Annotated in this window: 12 protein-coding genes and 1 pseudogene; 9 read left to right on the top strand and 4 right to left on the bottom strand. The window is 68.9% G+C overall.

Annotated features, from left to right (window positions below):
* Positions 1–107: 107 nt before the first annotated feature.
* From HUA74_RS44130 to HUA74_RS44105, 6 genes are all read left to right on the top strand, one after another.
* Positions 108–983, top strand: a complete 876-nt coding sequence (locus HUA74_RS44130) for a TIGR04222 domain-containing membrane protein (RefSeq protein WP_174459377.1) — start codon at positions 108–110, stop codon at positions 981–983.
* Positions 980–1825, top strand: coding sequence for a DUF692 family multinuclear iron-containing protein (locus HUA74_RS44125; RefSeq protein WP_174459376.1), 846 nt, complete (start codon positions 980–982; stop codon positions 1823–1825). Before HUA74_RS44130 ends, HUA74_RS44125 begins: the two co-directional genes overlap by 4 nt.
* Positions 1822–2286, top strand: a complete 465-nt coding sequence (locus HUA74_RS44120; protein ID WP_174459375.1) for a hypothetical protein — start codon at positions 1822–1824, stop codon at positions 2284–2286. The genes HUA74_RS44125 and HUA74_RS44120 overlap by 4 nt, the downstream gene beginning before the upstream one ends.
* A gap of 108 nt (positions 2287–2394) precedes the next feature.
* On the top strand, positions 2395–4638 hold the full coding sequence (locus HUA74_RS44115) for a DUF4139 domain-containing protein (protein WP_174459374.1): 2244 nt from the start codon (positions 2395–2397) through the stop codon (positions 4636–4638).
* On the top strand, positions 4638–6200 hold the full coding sequence (locus HUA74_RS44110) for a mucoidy inhibitor MuiA family protein (RefSeq protein WP_174459391.1): 1563 nt from the start codon (positions 4638–4640) through the stop codon (positions 6198–6200). The genes HUA74_RS44115 and HUA74_RS44110 overlap by 1 nt, the downstream gene beginning before the upstream one ends.
* 12 nt (positions 6201–6212) lie before the next feature.
* On the top strand, positions 6213–6917 hold the full coding sequence (locus tag HUA74_RS44105; protein ID WP_141641256.1) for a hypothetical protein: 705 nt from the start codon (positions 6213–6215) through the stop codon (positions 6915–6917).
* 34 nt (positions 6918–6951) lie between these two features.
* Here HUA74_RS44105 and HUA74_RS44100 read toward each other — a convergent pair whose 3' ends face one another.
* The gene (locus HUA74_RS44100; RefSeq protein WP_174459373.1) at positions 6952–9180 is read right to left on the bottom strand and encodes a transporter substrate-binding domain-containing protein; all 2229 of its coding nucleotides are present in this window, start codon (positions 9178–9180) and stop codon (positions 6952–6954) included.
* A gap of 188 nt (positions 9181–9368) precedes the next feature.
* On the opposite strand from HUA74_RS44100, the gene HUA74_RS44095 reads away from it, so the two are divergent.
* On the top strand, positions 9369–9962 hold the full coding sequence (locus HUA74_RS44095; protein ID WP_174459372.1) for an HD family hydrolase: 594 nt from the start codon (positions 9369–9371) through the stop codon (positions 9960–9962).
* Positions 9963–9978: 16 nt separating this feature from the next.
* Here the strand turns inward: HUA74_RS44095 and HUA74_RS44090 are convergent, their stop codons facing one another.
* Positions 9979–10827 carry an MBL fold metallo-hydrolase gene (locus HUA74_RS44090; protein ID WP_174459390.1) on the bottom strand — a complete coding sequence of 283 codons (849 nt, stop codon included), beginning with the start codon at positions 10825–10827 and terminating at the stop codon, positions 9979–9981.
* 94 nt (positions 10828–10921) lie between these two features.
* On the opposite strand from HUA74_RS44090, the gene HUA74_RS44085 reads away from it, so the two are divergent.
* On the top strand, positions 10922–11734 hold the full coding sequence (locus tag HUA74_RS44085) for a hypothetical protein (RefSeq protein ID WP_174459371.1): 813 nt from the start codon (positions 10922–10924) through the stop codon (positions 11732–11734).
* Positions 11731–12639 (top strand): DUF3396 domain-containing protein, encoded by a 909-nt coding sequence (locus tag HUA74_RS44080; protein WP_174459370.1) that lies wholly within the window; start codon positions 11731–11733, stop codon positions 12637–12639. Before HUA74_RS44085 ends, HUA74_RS44080 begins: the two co-directional genes overlap by 4 nt.
* Before the next feature lie 12 nt (positions 12640–12651).
* Here HUA74_RS44080 and HUA74_RS44075 read toward each other — a convergent pair whose 3' ends face one another.
* On the bottom strand, positions 12652–13293 hold the full coding sequence (locus HUA74_RS44075; RefSeq protein WP_141641251.1) for a glutathione S-transferase N-terminal domain-containing protein: 642 nt from the start codon (positions 13291–13293) through the stop codon (positions 12652–12654).
* Positions 13294–13381: 88 nt separating this feature from the next.
* Positions 13382–13633 (bottom strand): annotated as a pseudogene (locus HUA74_RS44070) (peptide deformylase); the annotation flags it as partial.
* Between the last annotated feature and the right edge of the window lie 131 nt (positions 13634–13764).

Genomic DNA, 13764 nt, shown 5'->3' with positions numbered 1-13764 from the left:
GGACGCTCCGGTGACACCGGGACGTCACGAAGACGTCACGGGCCCTCGCTGTCAGCGGCTTCGCGGTGCGTTTCATGAGGGGGTGAACCAGCATGGAGGCCGCCACGATGAATCCATTGGAGATGTCGGGCCCGCAGTTCCTCGAGCTGTTCGCCGCTCTCTTCGCGTTCGCGTTCCTGGTGGGACTCCTGCTGCGCTACCTGCTGCGCCAGCCCGGAGGTGACCCCGGTGCCCTGCCCCGGAACCCGGACCCCTATGAAATCGCCATGCTCTCGGGCCCGAAGGCCGTCGTCCACGCGGCCCTGGCCAGGCTCCTCCACGACGGCTCGGTTCGCATGCATGGGGCGCGACTCGAGGCCACCGGTTCTCGCCGCCCGGACGCCGCCTTCATCGAGCGCATCGTCTGCCGCGCCGTCACCGATGGCGAGGTCAAGTCGTCCGAGCTGCTGGCGCGCGCCGAGCCCGCCATCCAACAGCTCAAGCCCGCACTCATCGAGCGCGGATGGCTCGTCGATGACACCTGGGGCTGGCGCGCCCGCTGGTTGCCGCCGCTCCCCACCCTCGCGGTGCTCCTGCTGGGCCTGACGAAGATCTCCGTGGGCCTGGAGCGCGACAAGCCCGTGGCCATCCTCGTGGTGTTCTGCTGCGTGGCCACGGCCGGCATCGGGCTCCTCGCGCGGCGGGTCTGGACGAGCCGCCAGGGAGACTCGGTGTTCCAGAAGCTGCGGTGGCGGGAACAGCCCCTGAGGACCGCCGCGCGCAGCGCCGAGGCCCCCGAGATGCTGAACGGGCACGACGTCGGCATGGCCGTGGCCCTCTTCGGCCTGGGCGCCATGTCCACGAGTGACTTCGAGTTGATGCGCCGGGAAGTGGATCCCGGGAGCAATTCCTTCGGGTTCGGCGATTCGTCCAGCGGAGGCGATGGCTGCGGCGGAGGCGATGGCGGCGGGGGTGGCTGCGGCGGCTGCGGAGGTGGCGATTGACGAGCCTGTCGCTCCAGGGTGTCGGCATCGGCTGGCGCAGGGAGCTCGCGCTGTTCATCGACCGGCTGCCAACCCCGGGCTTCGTGGAGGTCCTCGCCGAACACCTGCCCGACTCGGGCGCCGTTCCCGAGCCCCTGATGCGCCTGCGCGAGCGAGGAGTGCCGGTGGTGTTGCACGCCGTCTCGCTGGGACTCGGCTCCGCGGAGCCTCTCGACTCCCGCCGTCTCGCCTGGCTCGCGCGACAGGCGGAACGCGTGGGCGCCGTGTGTGTCAGCGAGCACCTCGCGTTCGTGCGCGCCGGAGGGCTCGAGTCAGGACACCTGCTGCCCCTTCCCCGCTCCGAGGAGGCGCTGGACGTACTCGCGGAGAACGTGCTGCGCGTCCAGGCGGCGCTCCCGGTGCCGCTGGCGCTGGAGAACGTGGCCTCGCTGTTCGAGTGGCCCGACGCCGCGTTCTCGGAGGCGGAGCTGCTCGCCGGTGTGCTCGCGCGCACCAGCGCCTCGCTGCTGCTGGACGTGGCGAATCTCCACGCCCACGTGCTCAACCACGGCACCGATGCCGACGCGGTGCTGGCCTGTATGCCGCGCGAGCGACTGGCCTATGTCCACGTGGCGGGCGGCGTCCAGCGGGACGGCCTGTACCACGACACGCATGCGCACCCGGTGTCGAGTGGCCCGCTGGCCTTGCTGGAGCAGTTGTCGGCACGGCTCGGGCCGGTGCCGGTGATGCTCGAGCGCGATGACCGGTTTCCCGCTCCAGCGGAGCTCGCCTCCGAACTCTCCGCGATGGAAGCCGCGCTCCGGCGCGGAGTCTCGCGATGGCATGCGGAGTCCCACGGATGACCGCGCGCGAGCGGCTGGCCCAGGCCCAGGCGGAGCTCGTCAAGGCCCTGGGCGTGGGCGCGCCCGTGCCCTCCGGCTTCGACACGGCCCGCGTGCTCGCGGCGTCCGAATCCCTGCTTCACAAACGCCGTCGAGGTGTGGAGCGCGCATGGCCTTCGCTCGCGGCGGCGCTGGGCACGGACTTCAGGGCGTGCTTCGAGCCGTGGGCGCGCGCGCATCCCATGTCTGTCGAGCCCGACTCGCTCGCGGAGGGTCGGCGCTTCGCGGCATCGCTCCAGGAGGAGGGACGACTGCCTCCCTCGATGTCCGGGGTCCTGATGGACTTCGATGCGCGCTGGCGGCTGACCTCGGCGGGCGAGCGGGTGCGACGCCGGGGCTTCTGGCTCGTGGTCCGACGGGGCGTCACGACGCGTCGCTTCCGGGTGGCCTTGCGTCTGCCCGGAGGACGGGTGCTGCGGTAGGAGTGGAGCGTCAACACCGCCCCTCCCGCCGGAACGACACCGTGGGGGGCATGATTCTGGCGCCCATCTCGACTAGCCTTGCGACTTCATCCCGAGCCGAGGGGGCGCATGCTCGTCGTGCCATCCATCCTGGATGCAGTCACCGTTCACGCAGAAGGGGCGCTGTGTACTCGCATCGCCACCTTGCAGCTCGTGGAGGACCGCGTCCCCACCGAAATCCAGCTCAACGGACTTCCGATGTCACTGCGCCCCGGAACCCTCCGGGCCGCTGTACGACAGGGGCCTCCCGGGCTCTCCATCCGCGCCATCCGGCCGACGTTCGACGTCCAGCTCCCGCCCGAGGTCGACGTCCCCGGTGAGCACCGCGCCCTCGAGGAGGCGCTCGCGCGAGTCTCGGATGTAGCGGCGCGGCTGGAGGGCGTTCAACGCGAGCTCCAGTCCATCGGCAAGCTCAAGCCCACCTTCGCGCCGCAGAAGAAGGACGCCTACGTCCCTCACGAGGCCCCGCTGACGGCGCTGCTGGCGCTCACGTCCTTCGTGGACACGGAGCTGACGTCCCTGAACGCGCGGAGACTGGAGCTGGAGCAGGCGCACCGTGACGCGGAGGCCGATGTCCGGCTGCGGCGCCAGCGACTGCACGAGGCCTCTTCATCCGTGCGGGGCGAGCGGGCCCGCGTGTACCGCGCCGCCGTCCTCACATTGTCCGGCAACCCCTGGCCCCGGGAGACTCCGGCGCTCATCTCGCTGGAGTACGCCGTCCCGGGCGCGCGCTGGGTGCCGACCTATGACCTGCGCCTGCCCCGGACGCTGGAGGAAGGCACGCTGCGGATGCGAGCCTCCATCATCCAACGCACGGGCGAGGACTGGACGGGCGTGAAGCTCGCCGTGTCCACGGCCGCGCTGGACCGCAAGGCCGAGGTCCCCGAGCTGAAGGCGCTGCGCATCGGCCGCCGCCAACCCCCACCGCCTCGCTCCGGTTGGCGCGAGCCGCCTCCCGGACTGGACGAGCTCTTCGCCGGCTACGACACCCTCCGGCAGGCCGCCAGCCCCCAGTCCGCGCCGAGGGACGAGCCCGTCTCCGGTGGCCTCTACGATTCGTCTGGCATGGAGAAGGAAGCCGCGCCCAAGGGCGGGCGCGCACTCCCGAAGCCCATGGCTCCGCAGAAACGCTCCGTGGGCAGCGCCTCGGCCTCCGCGCCACCTCCACCGCCCGCGCCCGCGGCGGCTCCGCGAAACATGGCGCCAGGCTCCCGGGGAGGTTCGACCCAGGCCGGGGAGTTTGAGTCGCTCAGGCGCTCTCGCGGCTCGGTGGCCCCCGCGGAGATGGATGACGAGCAGCTCGACATGCCGCAGGACGCGGAGGAGGAAGGAGGCTCCTCGCGCGTGTACGCCGACATGGCGGATGGGAGCCTGGGAGGAGGCGGGGCGCAGGACCGCCCGAGCGCGGTGCCCCGACTGGAACCCTCGGACTCGCTGCTGGACTATGACCGCCTGTCGTTGACACCCGCGGACGACCTGGACGGACGTGGCCGGCTGCGTCCCCGCCCGTCGCACGTCACCCGGGAGATCCTCGCGCTGTCGGCCGTTCAGATTCAGGTCAACATCCTCTCGTTCGTCGCGGTGAGCGAGCAGGAGGTCAACAGCCTCTGGCGCGTCCCGACGCCCACGTGGACGGTGCCGCCCCGCGAGTCCGCGATGCACTTCGATGCGCGCTTCGACCTGGAGACGCGCGCGGATGTGCCTTCGGACGCCGCGTGGCACACGCTGCCGGTGCTGTCCGTGCCGGTGGGCCTGTCCGCCGAGTACGTCTGCGTGCCCTCGGTGGAGTCCCGCGCGTTCCGCACGGTGCGGGTGGAGAATCGAACGCCCTATCCGCTGCTCGCGGGCCCGGTGGACGTCACGCTGGGCGATGAGTTCCTGATGACGTCGCCCTTGCCCACCATGCCCCCAGGCTCCACGCAGCGACTGGGGCTGGGCGTGGAGGAGTCCATCAAGGTCGCGCGCAACACGCGCTTCGACGAGGCCACCGGTGGCATCTTCGGTGGCGCGACGATGCTGACCCACCACGTCTCGGTGGAGCTGGCCAACCGGATGTCCAACCGGATTCTCGTCGAGGTGTGCGAGCGAGTGCCCGCCGTCCCCACGGGGTTCGAGAAGGACATCAAGGTGGAGGAGACGGAGGTCGCGCCGGTCTGGCAGAAGCGCACGCCGTTGCCAGGAGAAGTCCCGGTGGAGGGCGAGCGCGCGTGGCGCGTGGTGCTCCAGCCGGGTGAGGCCCAGACACTCAAGGCGACGTGGACCGTGAAGATTCCCGCCAGCAAGATGCTCGGCGGCGGAAACCGGAGGACATGATGAGCACGCCCCTCACCCTGCCGGTGGTCAAGGTCACCGTCCTGGAAGACCGCGCGCTCGTCGAGCGCCGAGGTGAAGTTCCCCTGGTGCCAGGTGCCCAGCGCCTGGTCATCGCGGGGTTGTCTCCGCTGGCGGTGGACCGCTCGCTCCAGGCGAAGCTGGCCGGAGGCACCGTGTCCCAGGCGCGCGTGCGGCGCGCGAAGAAGCCCCAGCCTCCCGAAGCCCGACGCGAGCACGCCACCGAGCTGGGCCGGCGCGTGGCGGAATTGGAGCGACAGGAGCGTCAGGCCCGCGCGGACCGGGAGCGACTGAGCACGCGCCAGGGCCTGCTGACCACGGCGCACGCGGACGTGTACCGCGCCATCTCCGAGCAGGCCGGTGGTGGCAAGGCGCAGGCGGAGGAATGGAAGCAGCAACTGGACACCGTGCGCCAGGCGCTCGAGGTCGCGGACGAGGCACTTCGCGGTGCTCTGCGCGAGGAGCAACGGCTGCAGCGGCAGCTTGAGGAAGCGAAGCGAGCGCTTGCGGGGACGCAACAGGCGGAGGCGAAGCTGGACGTCCACGCCGAGCTGGAAGTGGGCCACCCCGCGGGAGGCACCGCGCTCCTGTCCATCACATACCTGGTGCCGTGCGCGGCGTGGCGTCCGGCCTATCGCGCGACGCTGGAGCAAGCCGCCAGCGGCACGGGCCAGACGGTGCGGCTGGAGTGCGAGGCGGTGGTGTGGCAGCGAACGGAGGAGGAGTGGAAGGACGTGGAGCTTGCGTTCTCCACGGCGCGGCCGACGCTGGGCGCCACCCCTCCCCGGCTGGAGACGGACTGGCTCTTCCTGCGCGACAAGACGGAGCGCGAGAAGCAGGTGGTGGAGGTCTCCATGCGCGAGGAGGTCATCCAGACCACGGGCGAAGGTGGCGGAGGAAAGCGCGACGAGGGCCTTCCGGGCATGGACGACGGCGGCGAGGCCCTGACGCTCGCGGCGACCCACCGCACCACGGTGCCCTCGGACGGTGAGCCTCACCGCGTCCCCATGTTCCACTTCACCGCGCCCGCGGCCTCCGAGCTGCTGGTCTGTCCGGAGCTGTCCCCGCTGGCGCACCGCGTGGCCCGCTTCGACAACGTGGGGCCGGCGGTGTTGCTCGCGGGTCCCGTGGACCTGGTGCGCGTCAGTGGCTACGTGGGCCGCTCGCAGCTGCGCTTCGCGGGCAAGGGCGAGCGCGTGCGACTGGGCTTCGGCAGCGAGGATGCGCTCCGGGTGGCCCGGCAGACGGACCTGCAGGAAGAGACGAGCCGCCTGACGGGGCGCAAGGTGAAGACGCACCACGTGAAGATGTTCCTCTCCAACATGAGCGCGCAGCCCGCGTCGGTGGCGCTGGAGGAACGGATTCCCGTGTCCGAGGTGGAGACCGTGGAGGTGAACCTCCTGAAGGACGGCACGAAGCCAGCGCCCACGCGGGTCAGCGCGGACGGCATCGCCCGGTTCGAGGTGACGGCCGCGCCGCGTTCCCAGCAGGAATTGACCCTGGTCTATACGGTGTCCAGCGCCTCGAAGGTCGCGGGGCTGTAGAGGAGGTTTGTCATGCGTACCCTGTTCGGCCTGCTGTTCGCCCTGGGCCCGGCCTTCACGGCCGGGGCCTCCTCGCCACCGCCGGGCACCGCGTCGGACATGGCGCAACGGCCCCCGCAGCTCTCGGTGGAGTTCGGGGGCTCGTGGGCGCGGGTGCAGCACCCGACGGCCTACATGCTCGATTGGAGAGACAGGACGAGCACGCTGGGGGCTCGCGCCAGCGCGATGCGCCTGGCGGGCGGGCTGCACTTCAACATGGTGCGGAGCTCGGACCGGAGCGACTGGTGGTGGACCAACGGCGTGGAGTGGTACCTGACGGGGGGTGACCTGCAGGTCCTCTCGGTGCGGCCGGGGTTCGAGAAGCGCTTCGCGCTGACGGGCAAGCTGCTCCTGGGCCTCAGTCTCTTCGGCGCGGCGTCCGAGGTGAGCCTCGCCTCCGGGCGCATGTTCGCAACGGAGCCTGACGGGACGGCGGCCCCGGAACCCGACTCGGGCGCCTTCCAGCGTCGCGTCCGGAAATGGACCTTCGGTGGAGGCGGCTCGGCGGCGCTCCAGTACCAGCTCAACCGCTGGGTCCACACCCGCGTCAACGTGGGCTACACGCAGTACGTGAAGCAGGCCCGGAACTTCGGAATGGTGGCGGACTCGGAGCCCGACACGTTCTCCGTCTCGCTCAGCGGCCCCTGGGCCGCCGCGTACGTGGGCGTGAGTCTCTGAGTCACGACTGAAACCCCGAGCCGCGCTTGGGGCGTCAGTGCTGCACGACGGCGATGTAGTTGCCGTAGCGCGTCTGGATTTCGGAGACGTACTTCACCGGCTCGGAGCCTCGGCAGTAGCCGTGTCGCGCGCGGCGATAGTGCTGGGGCTTCTCCAGCAGGAGCATGGCCTTCTCCACGTTGCCGAACCAGCGGTTGGGGTCCCAGCCCTGCTCCTGCGCCAGCCGCCGCGCGTCCAGCACATGGCCCAGTCCCGCGTTGTAGGAGGCCAGCGCGAAGCGCAGCCGCTGCTTGAAGGGAATCTCCGGAGCGATGCGGCCGATGAGCTGGTGCATGTACTTCACGCCCGCGTGGATGCCCTGCTCCGGGTCCTCGAGCTTCCGGAAGCCCAGCTCCTTGCCCGTGCCGGGCATGACCTGGAAGAGCCCCTGCGCGCCCACCCAGCTTCGCGCCCGAGGGTCGAAGCGGCTCTCCTGGAACATCTGCGCCACCATCAATCGCCAGTCCAGGCCGTAGCGCTGCGAGTAGGATTGCACCAGCACGTCATAGGGAGAGATGGCACCGGTGAGGACCGCCTCGTCCGTCGTCGCGGGAGCCTCGCTCCGGTGGCCCTCGAAGTAGCGGCGCCGGGCCAGGTTGTACTCGGTGCCCCGGTAGGTCTTCTGCACGAAGCCATCCAGGAAGGCGCGCAGCTTCACGTTCTGCGGACGCACGGCGAAGGCGATGCCGTGGTGCCCCTCCGTGCCGGCGCGAGGCCCCTGCCCCGGTAGCGTCACTCCCGCCTCCACGTCATCGCGGTACACGCGCTCGGCGGCGAGGATGTGGCTGTCCGTCACGGTGAAGGGAATCTCTCCTCGAGCCACCTGGTCGATGAGGGTCTCCGCGTCCTGGTCCTCGGGTGCCTCGACGACCGTGAAGCCGTGCTGGGTCGACGCGTCCTTGAGCGTGGCGAAGTGACTGGATGAGCGCCGGACGTGGACAGCCTGGCCCTTCAGGGCCGCCAGGGATTCGAGCTTCGGCGCCCCCGCGCGCTGCACGATGACTTCGTCCACGAAGAGATAGGGGCGGCTGAAGGCCACCTCGCGCTGACGCTCCGGCGTCACGGTGAGCGCGGCGGCGACCACGTCTCCTCGGCCCTCCTTCAACCAGGTGAGGAGTTCTTCATACGAAGGAGGCACCACGACCTCCAACCGCACCTTGAGCGCGGCGGCGGCGAGCTTCGCCATCTCGTAGTCGAAGCCCGCCTGGTCGCCTCGGTGGAGGAAGTACGTGACGGGGCTGTTGCGAGTGAGGACCCGCAGCACGCCGCGCTTGCGGATGGCGTCGAGGTCCCCCGTGAAGCGCTGCTCCCTGTGGTCGGTGAGCGCGCGCTCCACGAGGAAGGCATCCAGGGCACCTCGCAGCGCGGGGTTCTCCGGCCGCACGGCCCAGGCGAGGGCGCGCTTCTCCGCGATGGGGAAGAGGCCCTCCACGTCCGGGTTGTACGTCTCGATGGCGGAGAGCAGGTGGCTGTCCACGACGGTGAGCGGGACTTCTCCCCGCGAGACCTTCCAGGCCAGTTCCTCGGAGTCGGTGCTCTCGGGCACAGGCTCGATGGTGAGCCCCGAGGCCTTCTCCTTCGTGAGAGCGGCGAGCGACGCGGCGAAGGTGGAGCTGGCGCGAACGTGAACGGCGCGGCCCGCGAGTTCCTCTGGCTTGCGAGGCAGCCCGGCGGCACCCCGCTTGCCCACGACGACTTCGTTCACCAGGGCCAGGGGGCGGGTGAACGCGAGGTCCTTGGAGCGTTCGGGGGTGACGGTCAGGTCCGCGGCGATGACATCTCCGCGCCCCTCTCGCAGCGAGGGGATGAGCTGATCGAAGCGCTCCACGGCGAGGAACTCGACGGACATGCCGTGCTTCTCGGCGAAGCGCTCCAGCAGCGCGCGGTCCTGCGAGCGGGGCGTGCCCTGACGCGGCAGGAAGTCCTCGTCGGTGCCTTCCACGAGGACACGCAGCACACCGCGCTTGCGCAGCGCGGGGAGGTCTCCGGTGAAGGGAGGTTCGGGCGGCTTCGCGGGCTCGGCGGTGACTTGCGCCACCTCGGCGGGAAGCGGCAGGGCCTGCTCGGGGAACGGAGGGTCCTCCGGCTCCATGGCGGCGACAGGCGGGGGCGGTGCTGGCGGCGGAGCGGGCGGCTCCTGCTTGCAGGCGGTGACACTCACGAACAGCGCGGCCATGAGCAGCCACTGCGACGCGCCTCGGCACTGACGAGAAGAAGACTCCATGGGTGCTTCCCCCTCCTCCGGACCGTGTCCAACGTCGCGGACCCGACCCTCGTCCCCCGTCTAGCCGAGGTCGTGGGGTGAAATCACGCAGGCCCCTGAAATGCGCACCGGGAGGGCCATGAGAGGCCACTCAGCCTCACCTGGAGTACGGGAGTGCGCGGGCTCGTGGGTGTAGCGTGGAGGGACGCATGAAGACGAAGAGCTCGCCACCCATCGCCCTGCTCGGAGGGCGCAAGACGCTCCCGATCATCGAGACGTACTTCGAGCTGAATCACCTGAAGCAGCTCTTCCGTCAGGGATGGTTGCGAGTGGGGATTGCGCCGGAGCGATGCGAGAGCGTGGCCGAGCACTCGCTGTTCGTCGCGCTGCTCTCGCTGTTCATCGTGGACAGTCACTTCCCGGAAGCGGACGCGGGGCGGGCGATGCGCATTGCCCTGTTGCATGACCTCGGCGAGGCGTATGTCGGCGACCTCACGCCCCATGACGGAGTGGGACGCGAGGACAAGCACGCGATGGAGCGCCGGGCGATGGAGCAGCTCGTGGGCAAGCTACCGCGGGGCGCGGAGTACCTGGCGCTGTGGGACGAGTACGAACAGGGCAGCTCGTTCGAGGGACGGCTGGTGCGGCAGGTGGACCGGCTGGAGATGGGCCTCCAGGCGTGCGTCTACGAGTACCAGGGAGCAGGAGACCTGTCGGAGTTCTTCGCGTCGGTGGAGAAGGCGCTGGAGGCGCCGGAGCTGCGCGCGGTGCTCGCGGAGCTGGAAACACTGAGGCCCGACTGAGTTTGTAACGCGAGGCTCAGCCGAACCAACGACCGGACTCGGGTGCGAAGACGCGCACGCGCTCGGCGAGCGTGGGCGGGAGGCGCTCGCGAATCAGGGCGTGCACTTCCTGCGGGCCGAGTGACTGACTGAAGTGCATGAGGACGATGGCTTCGTTTTTGAAGCGGTCGGCCTGGGCGATGAGCTCGTCAAGGTGGAGGTGGGCGCGGTCTCTCGCGTCCTGCACGGGGCGCTTCGGGTCGACGAAGGTGGCTTCGAGGATGAGGACGCGCGAGTCGAACAGGGAGGGCTCGGTCTCCAGCACGCGAGCGAGCGTGTCGGTGGCGTAGGCCAGCTCCAGATGGTCCACCTCGGTGAGGAGGTTCTCGCCGGCCCTGCGACGCTGGGCGATTTCCTGCGGAGGCAGGCCGAGGAACTCGGGGCGCAGCTTGGAGACGCGGCGGATGAACTGGTAGCCGAGCGAAGGGACGGGGTGGTGCGTGCGGAAGGCGCGGACGTGAAGCCCCTGCCCGAGCGGCTGGACGTCACCGGGGAGCATGGGGACGGTCCGCACGTCCATGGATGTGTGATGGAGGCGGGTGAGCACGCCGAGGGCCTCACGGACGGGGGCCTCGATTTCGGCGGGGAGAAAGACTTGAGGTTCGCCCTTCCCTAGGAGCCGACGGATGCCCAGCAGAGAGCCGAGCCCGCTGGCGTGGTCCGGGTGGGCATGACTGAGGAAGATGCGGTCGGTGCCCGCGAAGGAGCGGATGGGGATGCCCGCGTCGAGCACCACGTCCAGCTCGGGGACCTGGAGGGAGGTGTAGACGCCGCCGACAGAGATGCCTCGGACGGTATAGGGGCCTGCCTGGACCTCGGTGAGCATCGCCATGTTTATGGCGTGACTGCCCCCTGGTCGCAACCCACGTTGGGGCGTGGGTGTCATCCGCGTCATGATGGGTGAAGAAGGAGGACCGCGGATGGAGCGATCCCGACGACGGCGAAGGATGTGGGCCTGGGCGCTGCTGCTCGCGGCCTGCGCGGGCACGCCCGAGCGCACGTCGACAGGGCGCTACGAGTTCGACTCGGCATCCAACAGTTGTCGACAGCGGCCGGAGCTGTGCGCGCGCATCGCTGGAGAGGAAGCTGTCGTCCCTCCTGTCCGGCCGATTCAGGCCATGGTCTCCGCCACCCGGACCGCCGCCGCCGCGATTCGCGTGCTCGACTCCGCCACCCAGGCGCTCATCGAGGAGCGCCTCAAGGAGTGCGCGGACCAGGCTCGCTCCTCCGTGCTTCTCGAACACCGGGGCGGACGGGCCCCCACGCGCAGCGAGTGCAATGAGTCGCACATCGATGAAGCATCCAACCGCCGCATGACTCTGGCCATGCAGCTCGGGTGTCTCATGCATCGCGTGGCACTCGATTGTAGTGAAACGGCTCTGGAGAAAATCATCCCAGGAGGCTTCAGCCGCGAGCAGCGCTACCGTTACGATAAGTCGCGCAGGACCCTCGCGATGGTCAGCGAGGAAGAAGCTCGCGGTCTCCTCAAATCGGGCTGCGGCAATGAGCTGAAGGGAACACTGGTTCCCGATCTCGTCATCCACAACGGAGATCCACTCAGCGCCCATGCCATCTACGACTTCAAGTTTCCCTGCACCGGAACGAACATGACACCATGGCACGAGTACCCTGCGGGCCACGTATACGGAGGCATGACCCAGAAGATGATCTATAGGGAAGCCTTTGGTGCTCCCGCGTCACGAGTCCTTCCGCGCTGGGGAGTTCTGCCATGAGTGATCACTACCCACGGATTCGTCTCATGTATGGCGAACTCCTTCTGGTGCGCGAAGGGTTGAGCTTCGTTTTCTTCATGGACCGCCCCCATCAGGAAATCGCTCAAGCGATCGTCGCGGCAATGGAGGCGTATCTGCAAGCAATCGGCCCCAACGCCATCGGGAGATATGCCAGCGAGGATGGCGAGTGGATTGACCTGACAGAACAGGAGTGGTCATTCGTCCGCACGAAGCTGCTCGAACGGAAAGCGCCGCTGCTCCTGCTGCACGATGAGGAAGACGCACGCTATCAATACCGGTTCGAGTACTTCGGTAAGCCACCTGACGCCGCGCTAGGCCCTGAAAAACGCCACCCTGTCTGCGCGGTGCGCTTCTGGCTACCGACCGAGTACCTGGAGCAGAACGGTCCCGCCGAGGTGCGTGAACTGGCACTCAAGATCGCAAGCCTCCTGCCATTCTGCTCGGGACATGTGGGCCTCGCCTTCAATGGCGAACTCGATGTCGCCGGGATGATGGCCGAGGTCCGCAAGGTGTGCTTTCGCTACCCAGGCCTGGACCTCCTCGAACTGGAGCACGTCTCCTGGGAGCTCGGCACCCGCGTACGGGGACCTTCCTGGCTCACCTTCCTCGGCCAGCCTGCACTCGCGGGCCTTGGTGGCGTGTCGGCACTTCGTGAGCAACTCCGCGCGCCAGGCACCACCATCGACGCCCTTCCCGGAGACAGCGCCATCATCACCCTGGGCTCCTGGCCCGAGGCCGGTGACACCCTGCACGACAACACCCTGCCCGCATACCGCGAGCTGGCACGCGTCCTGGAGCCCTGGCTCTTTCACGAGAAACATCCCTACAGCCTCGGACTCCCCGCGGACGAGTTGCTTCGATGGGAGCGTCGTTTCCTCGATTGAGGCACGCCGAACTCACGTGTCGAAACGAAAGGTCGTCTCCTGGCTGGAGGCTCGCGTCTCGAACCGCTGACAGAACGCGTTGAGTTCTTCGTAGGAGGCCGTCGGCAAGACCTCCCGAAACTCCAGGTGCTTCACGAGGCAGAAGAGCGTGACCTCCAGAAAGCTCAGGTCCCGATCCGGTGGAAGCGCGGCAAGAACCGGCGTCGTGTTCTCCTCCAGCCACGACATCATGCTGACCAGCCCCGTTCGCATCTTCGACTGATGGGCACTCTCACCCGTGCCCCCCAGCTTGGACATGATCAACGTCACTTCCGTCGACATGGCCTGAAGGACAAGCTCCTGCGCATTCGCGAGCACCGGCGCCTCCAGGTCCTCGGGCCAGACCACGCGAGGCGTGAGGCTCGACATCCGACGAAGCTCCCGGCAGACGTTGAGCGCCCCGAACCAGACACCTCGGGACGTTTGCATGACCGGAATCCGCAGTGCGGGGTTGCCCCCGTAGTCCTCCGGATTCGAGGACAGGAGGTCTCGCAGGACACGGAAGGAGTAGTCGACACGCAGCTCCGCGGCGAACATCCGCGCGATGCGTGTGAAGTGAGAACTCGAGCGACCGATAATGACAGGCGTGGTGACGTCTTCGCGCGCGACAGGCATCCGTGTTCCTCCGAGCCAACGAGCAACCTGCTGCCAGCGACAACCCCACACCCAGGCCGAGGGCCTCACCCTCCCCAATGAAAGCCGTTCAGGTCGACGACTTCTCGCGCCCCGGTGCCAGCCCGAGTGCAGCCCGCACGTCGGCGGTGGTGCGCCCCGCCCAGTAGCGCCGGTGGTTCTCCGCCGTCGCGAAGCTGCGCGTCTCCATCCGGTCCACGTAGAGCGTGCCATCCAGATGGTCCAGCTCGTGCTGGAGGATGCGCGCGTACCACCCCGCCGCCCGAATCGTTACCGGCCTGCCCTGCTCGTCCAGCGCATCCACCCGCACGCCTCGCGCCCGCGCCGGTCAAGTCCCGAATCGTGTGTAGTTGGTTCGGAGGGGGAACGGGGGAGGAAGGCTCCTTGGCGGATTCATTCAGCGGTGTCTGGGTTTGAAGTCAGCAGGGCCATGTCGAGGTAGCGGCGGTCATC

This window comes from Myxococcus sp. CA051A, from assembly GCF_013336705.1.
Taxonomy (GTDB): Bacteria; Myxococcota; Myxococcia; order Myxococcales; family Myxococcaceae; genus Myxococcus; species Myxococcus llanfairpwllgwyngyllgogerychwyrndrobwllllantysiliogogogochensis.
The sequence above is the reverse complement of the archived record's forward strand: the minus strand, read 5'-3'. Positions and strand labels throughout refer to the sequence as shown.

Excerpts from the sequence above, each read along its gene's own strand:
- HUA74_RS44100 (WP_174459373.1), bottom strand. The coding sequence starts at position 9,180 with ATGGAGTCTTCTTCTCGTCAGTGCCGAGGCGCGTCGCAGTGGCTGCTC.
- HUA74_RS44095 (WP_174459372.1), top strand. The coding sequence starts at position 9,369 with ATGAAGACGAAGAGCTCGCCACCCATCGCCCTGCTCGGAGGGCGCAAG.
- HUA74_RS44130 (WP_174459377.1), top strand. The coding sequence starts at position 108 with ATGAATCCATTGGAGATGTCGGGCCCGCAGTTCCTCGAGCTGTTCGCC.
- HUA74_RS44085 (WP_174459371.1), top strand. The coding sequence starts at position 10,922 with ATGGAGCGATCCCGACGACGGCGAAGGATGTGGGCCTGGGCGCTGCTG.
- HUA74_RS44120 (WP_174459375.1), top strand. The coding sequence starts at position 1,822 with ATGACCGCGCGCGAGCGGCTGGCCCAGGCCCAGGCGGAGCTCGTCAAG.
- HUA74_RS44090 (WP_174459390.1), bottom strand. The coding sequence starts at position 10,827 with ATGCTCACCGAGGTCCAGGCAGGCCCCTATACCGTCCGAGGCATCTCT.
- HUA74_RS44115 (WP_174459374.1), top strand. The coding sequence starts at position 2,395 with ATGCTCGTCGTGCCATCCATCCTGGATGCAGTCACCGTTCACGCAGAA.
- HUA74_RS44105 (WP_141641256.1), top strand. The coding sequence starts at position 6,213 with ATGCGTACCCTGTTCGGCCTGCTGTTCGCCCTGGGCCCGGCCTTCACG.
- HUA74_RS44110 (WP_174459391.1), top strand. The coding sequence starts at position 4,638 with ATGAGCACGCCCCTCACCCTGCCGGTGGTCAAGGTCACCGTCCTGGAA.
- HUA74_RS44080 (WP_174459370.1), top strand. The coding sequence starts at position 11,731 with ATGAGTGATCACTACCCACGGATTCGTCTCATGTATGGCGAACTCCTT.
- HUA74_RS44075 (WP_141641251.1), bottom strand. The coding sequence starts at position 13,293 with ATGCCTGTCGCGCGCGAAGACGTCACCACGCCTGTCATTATCGGTCGC.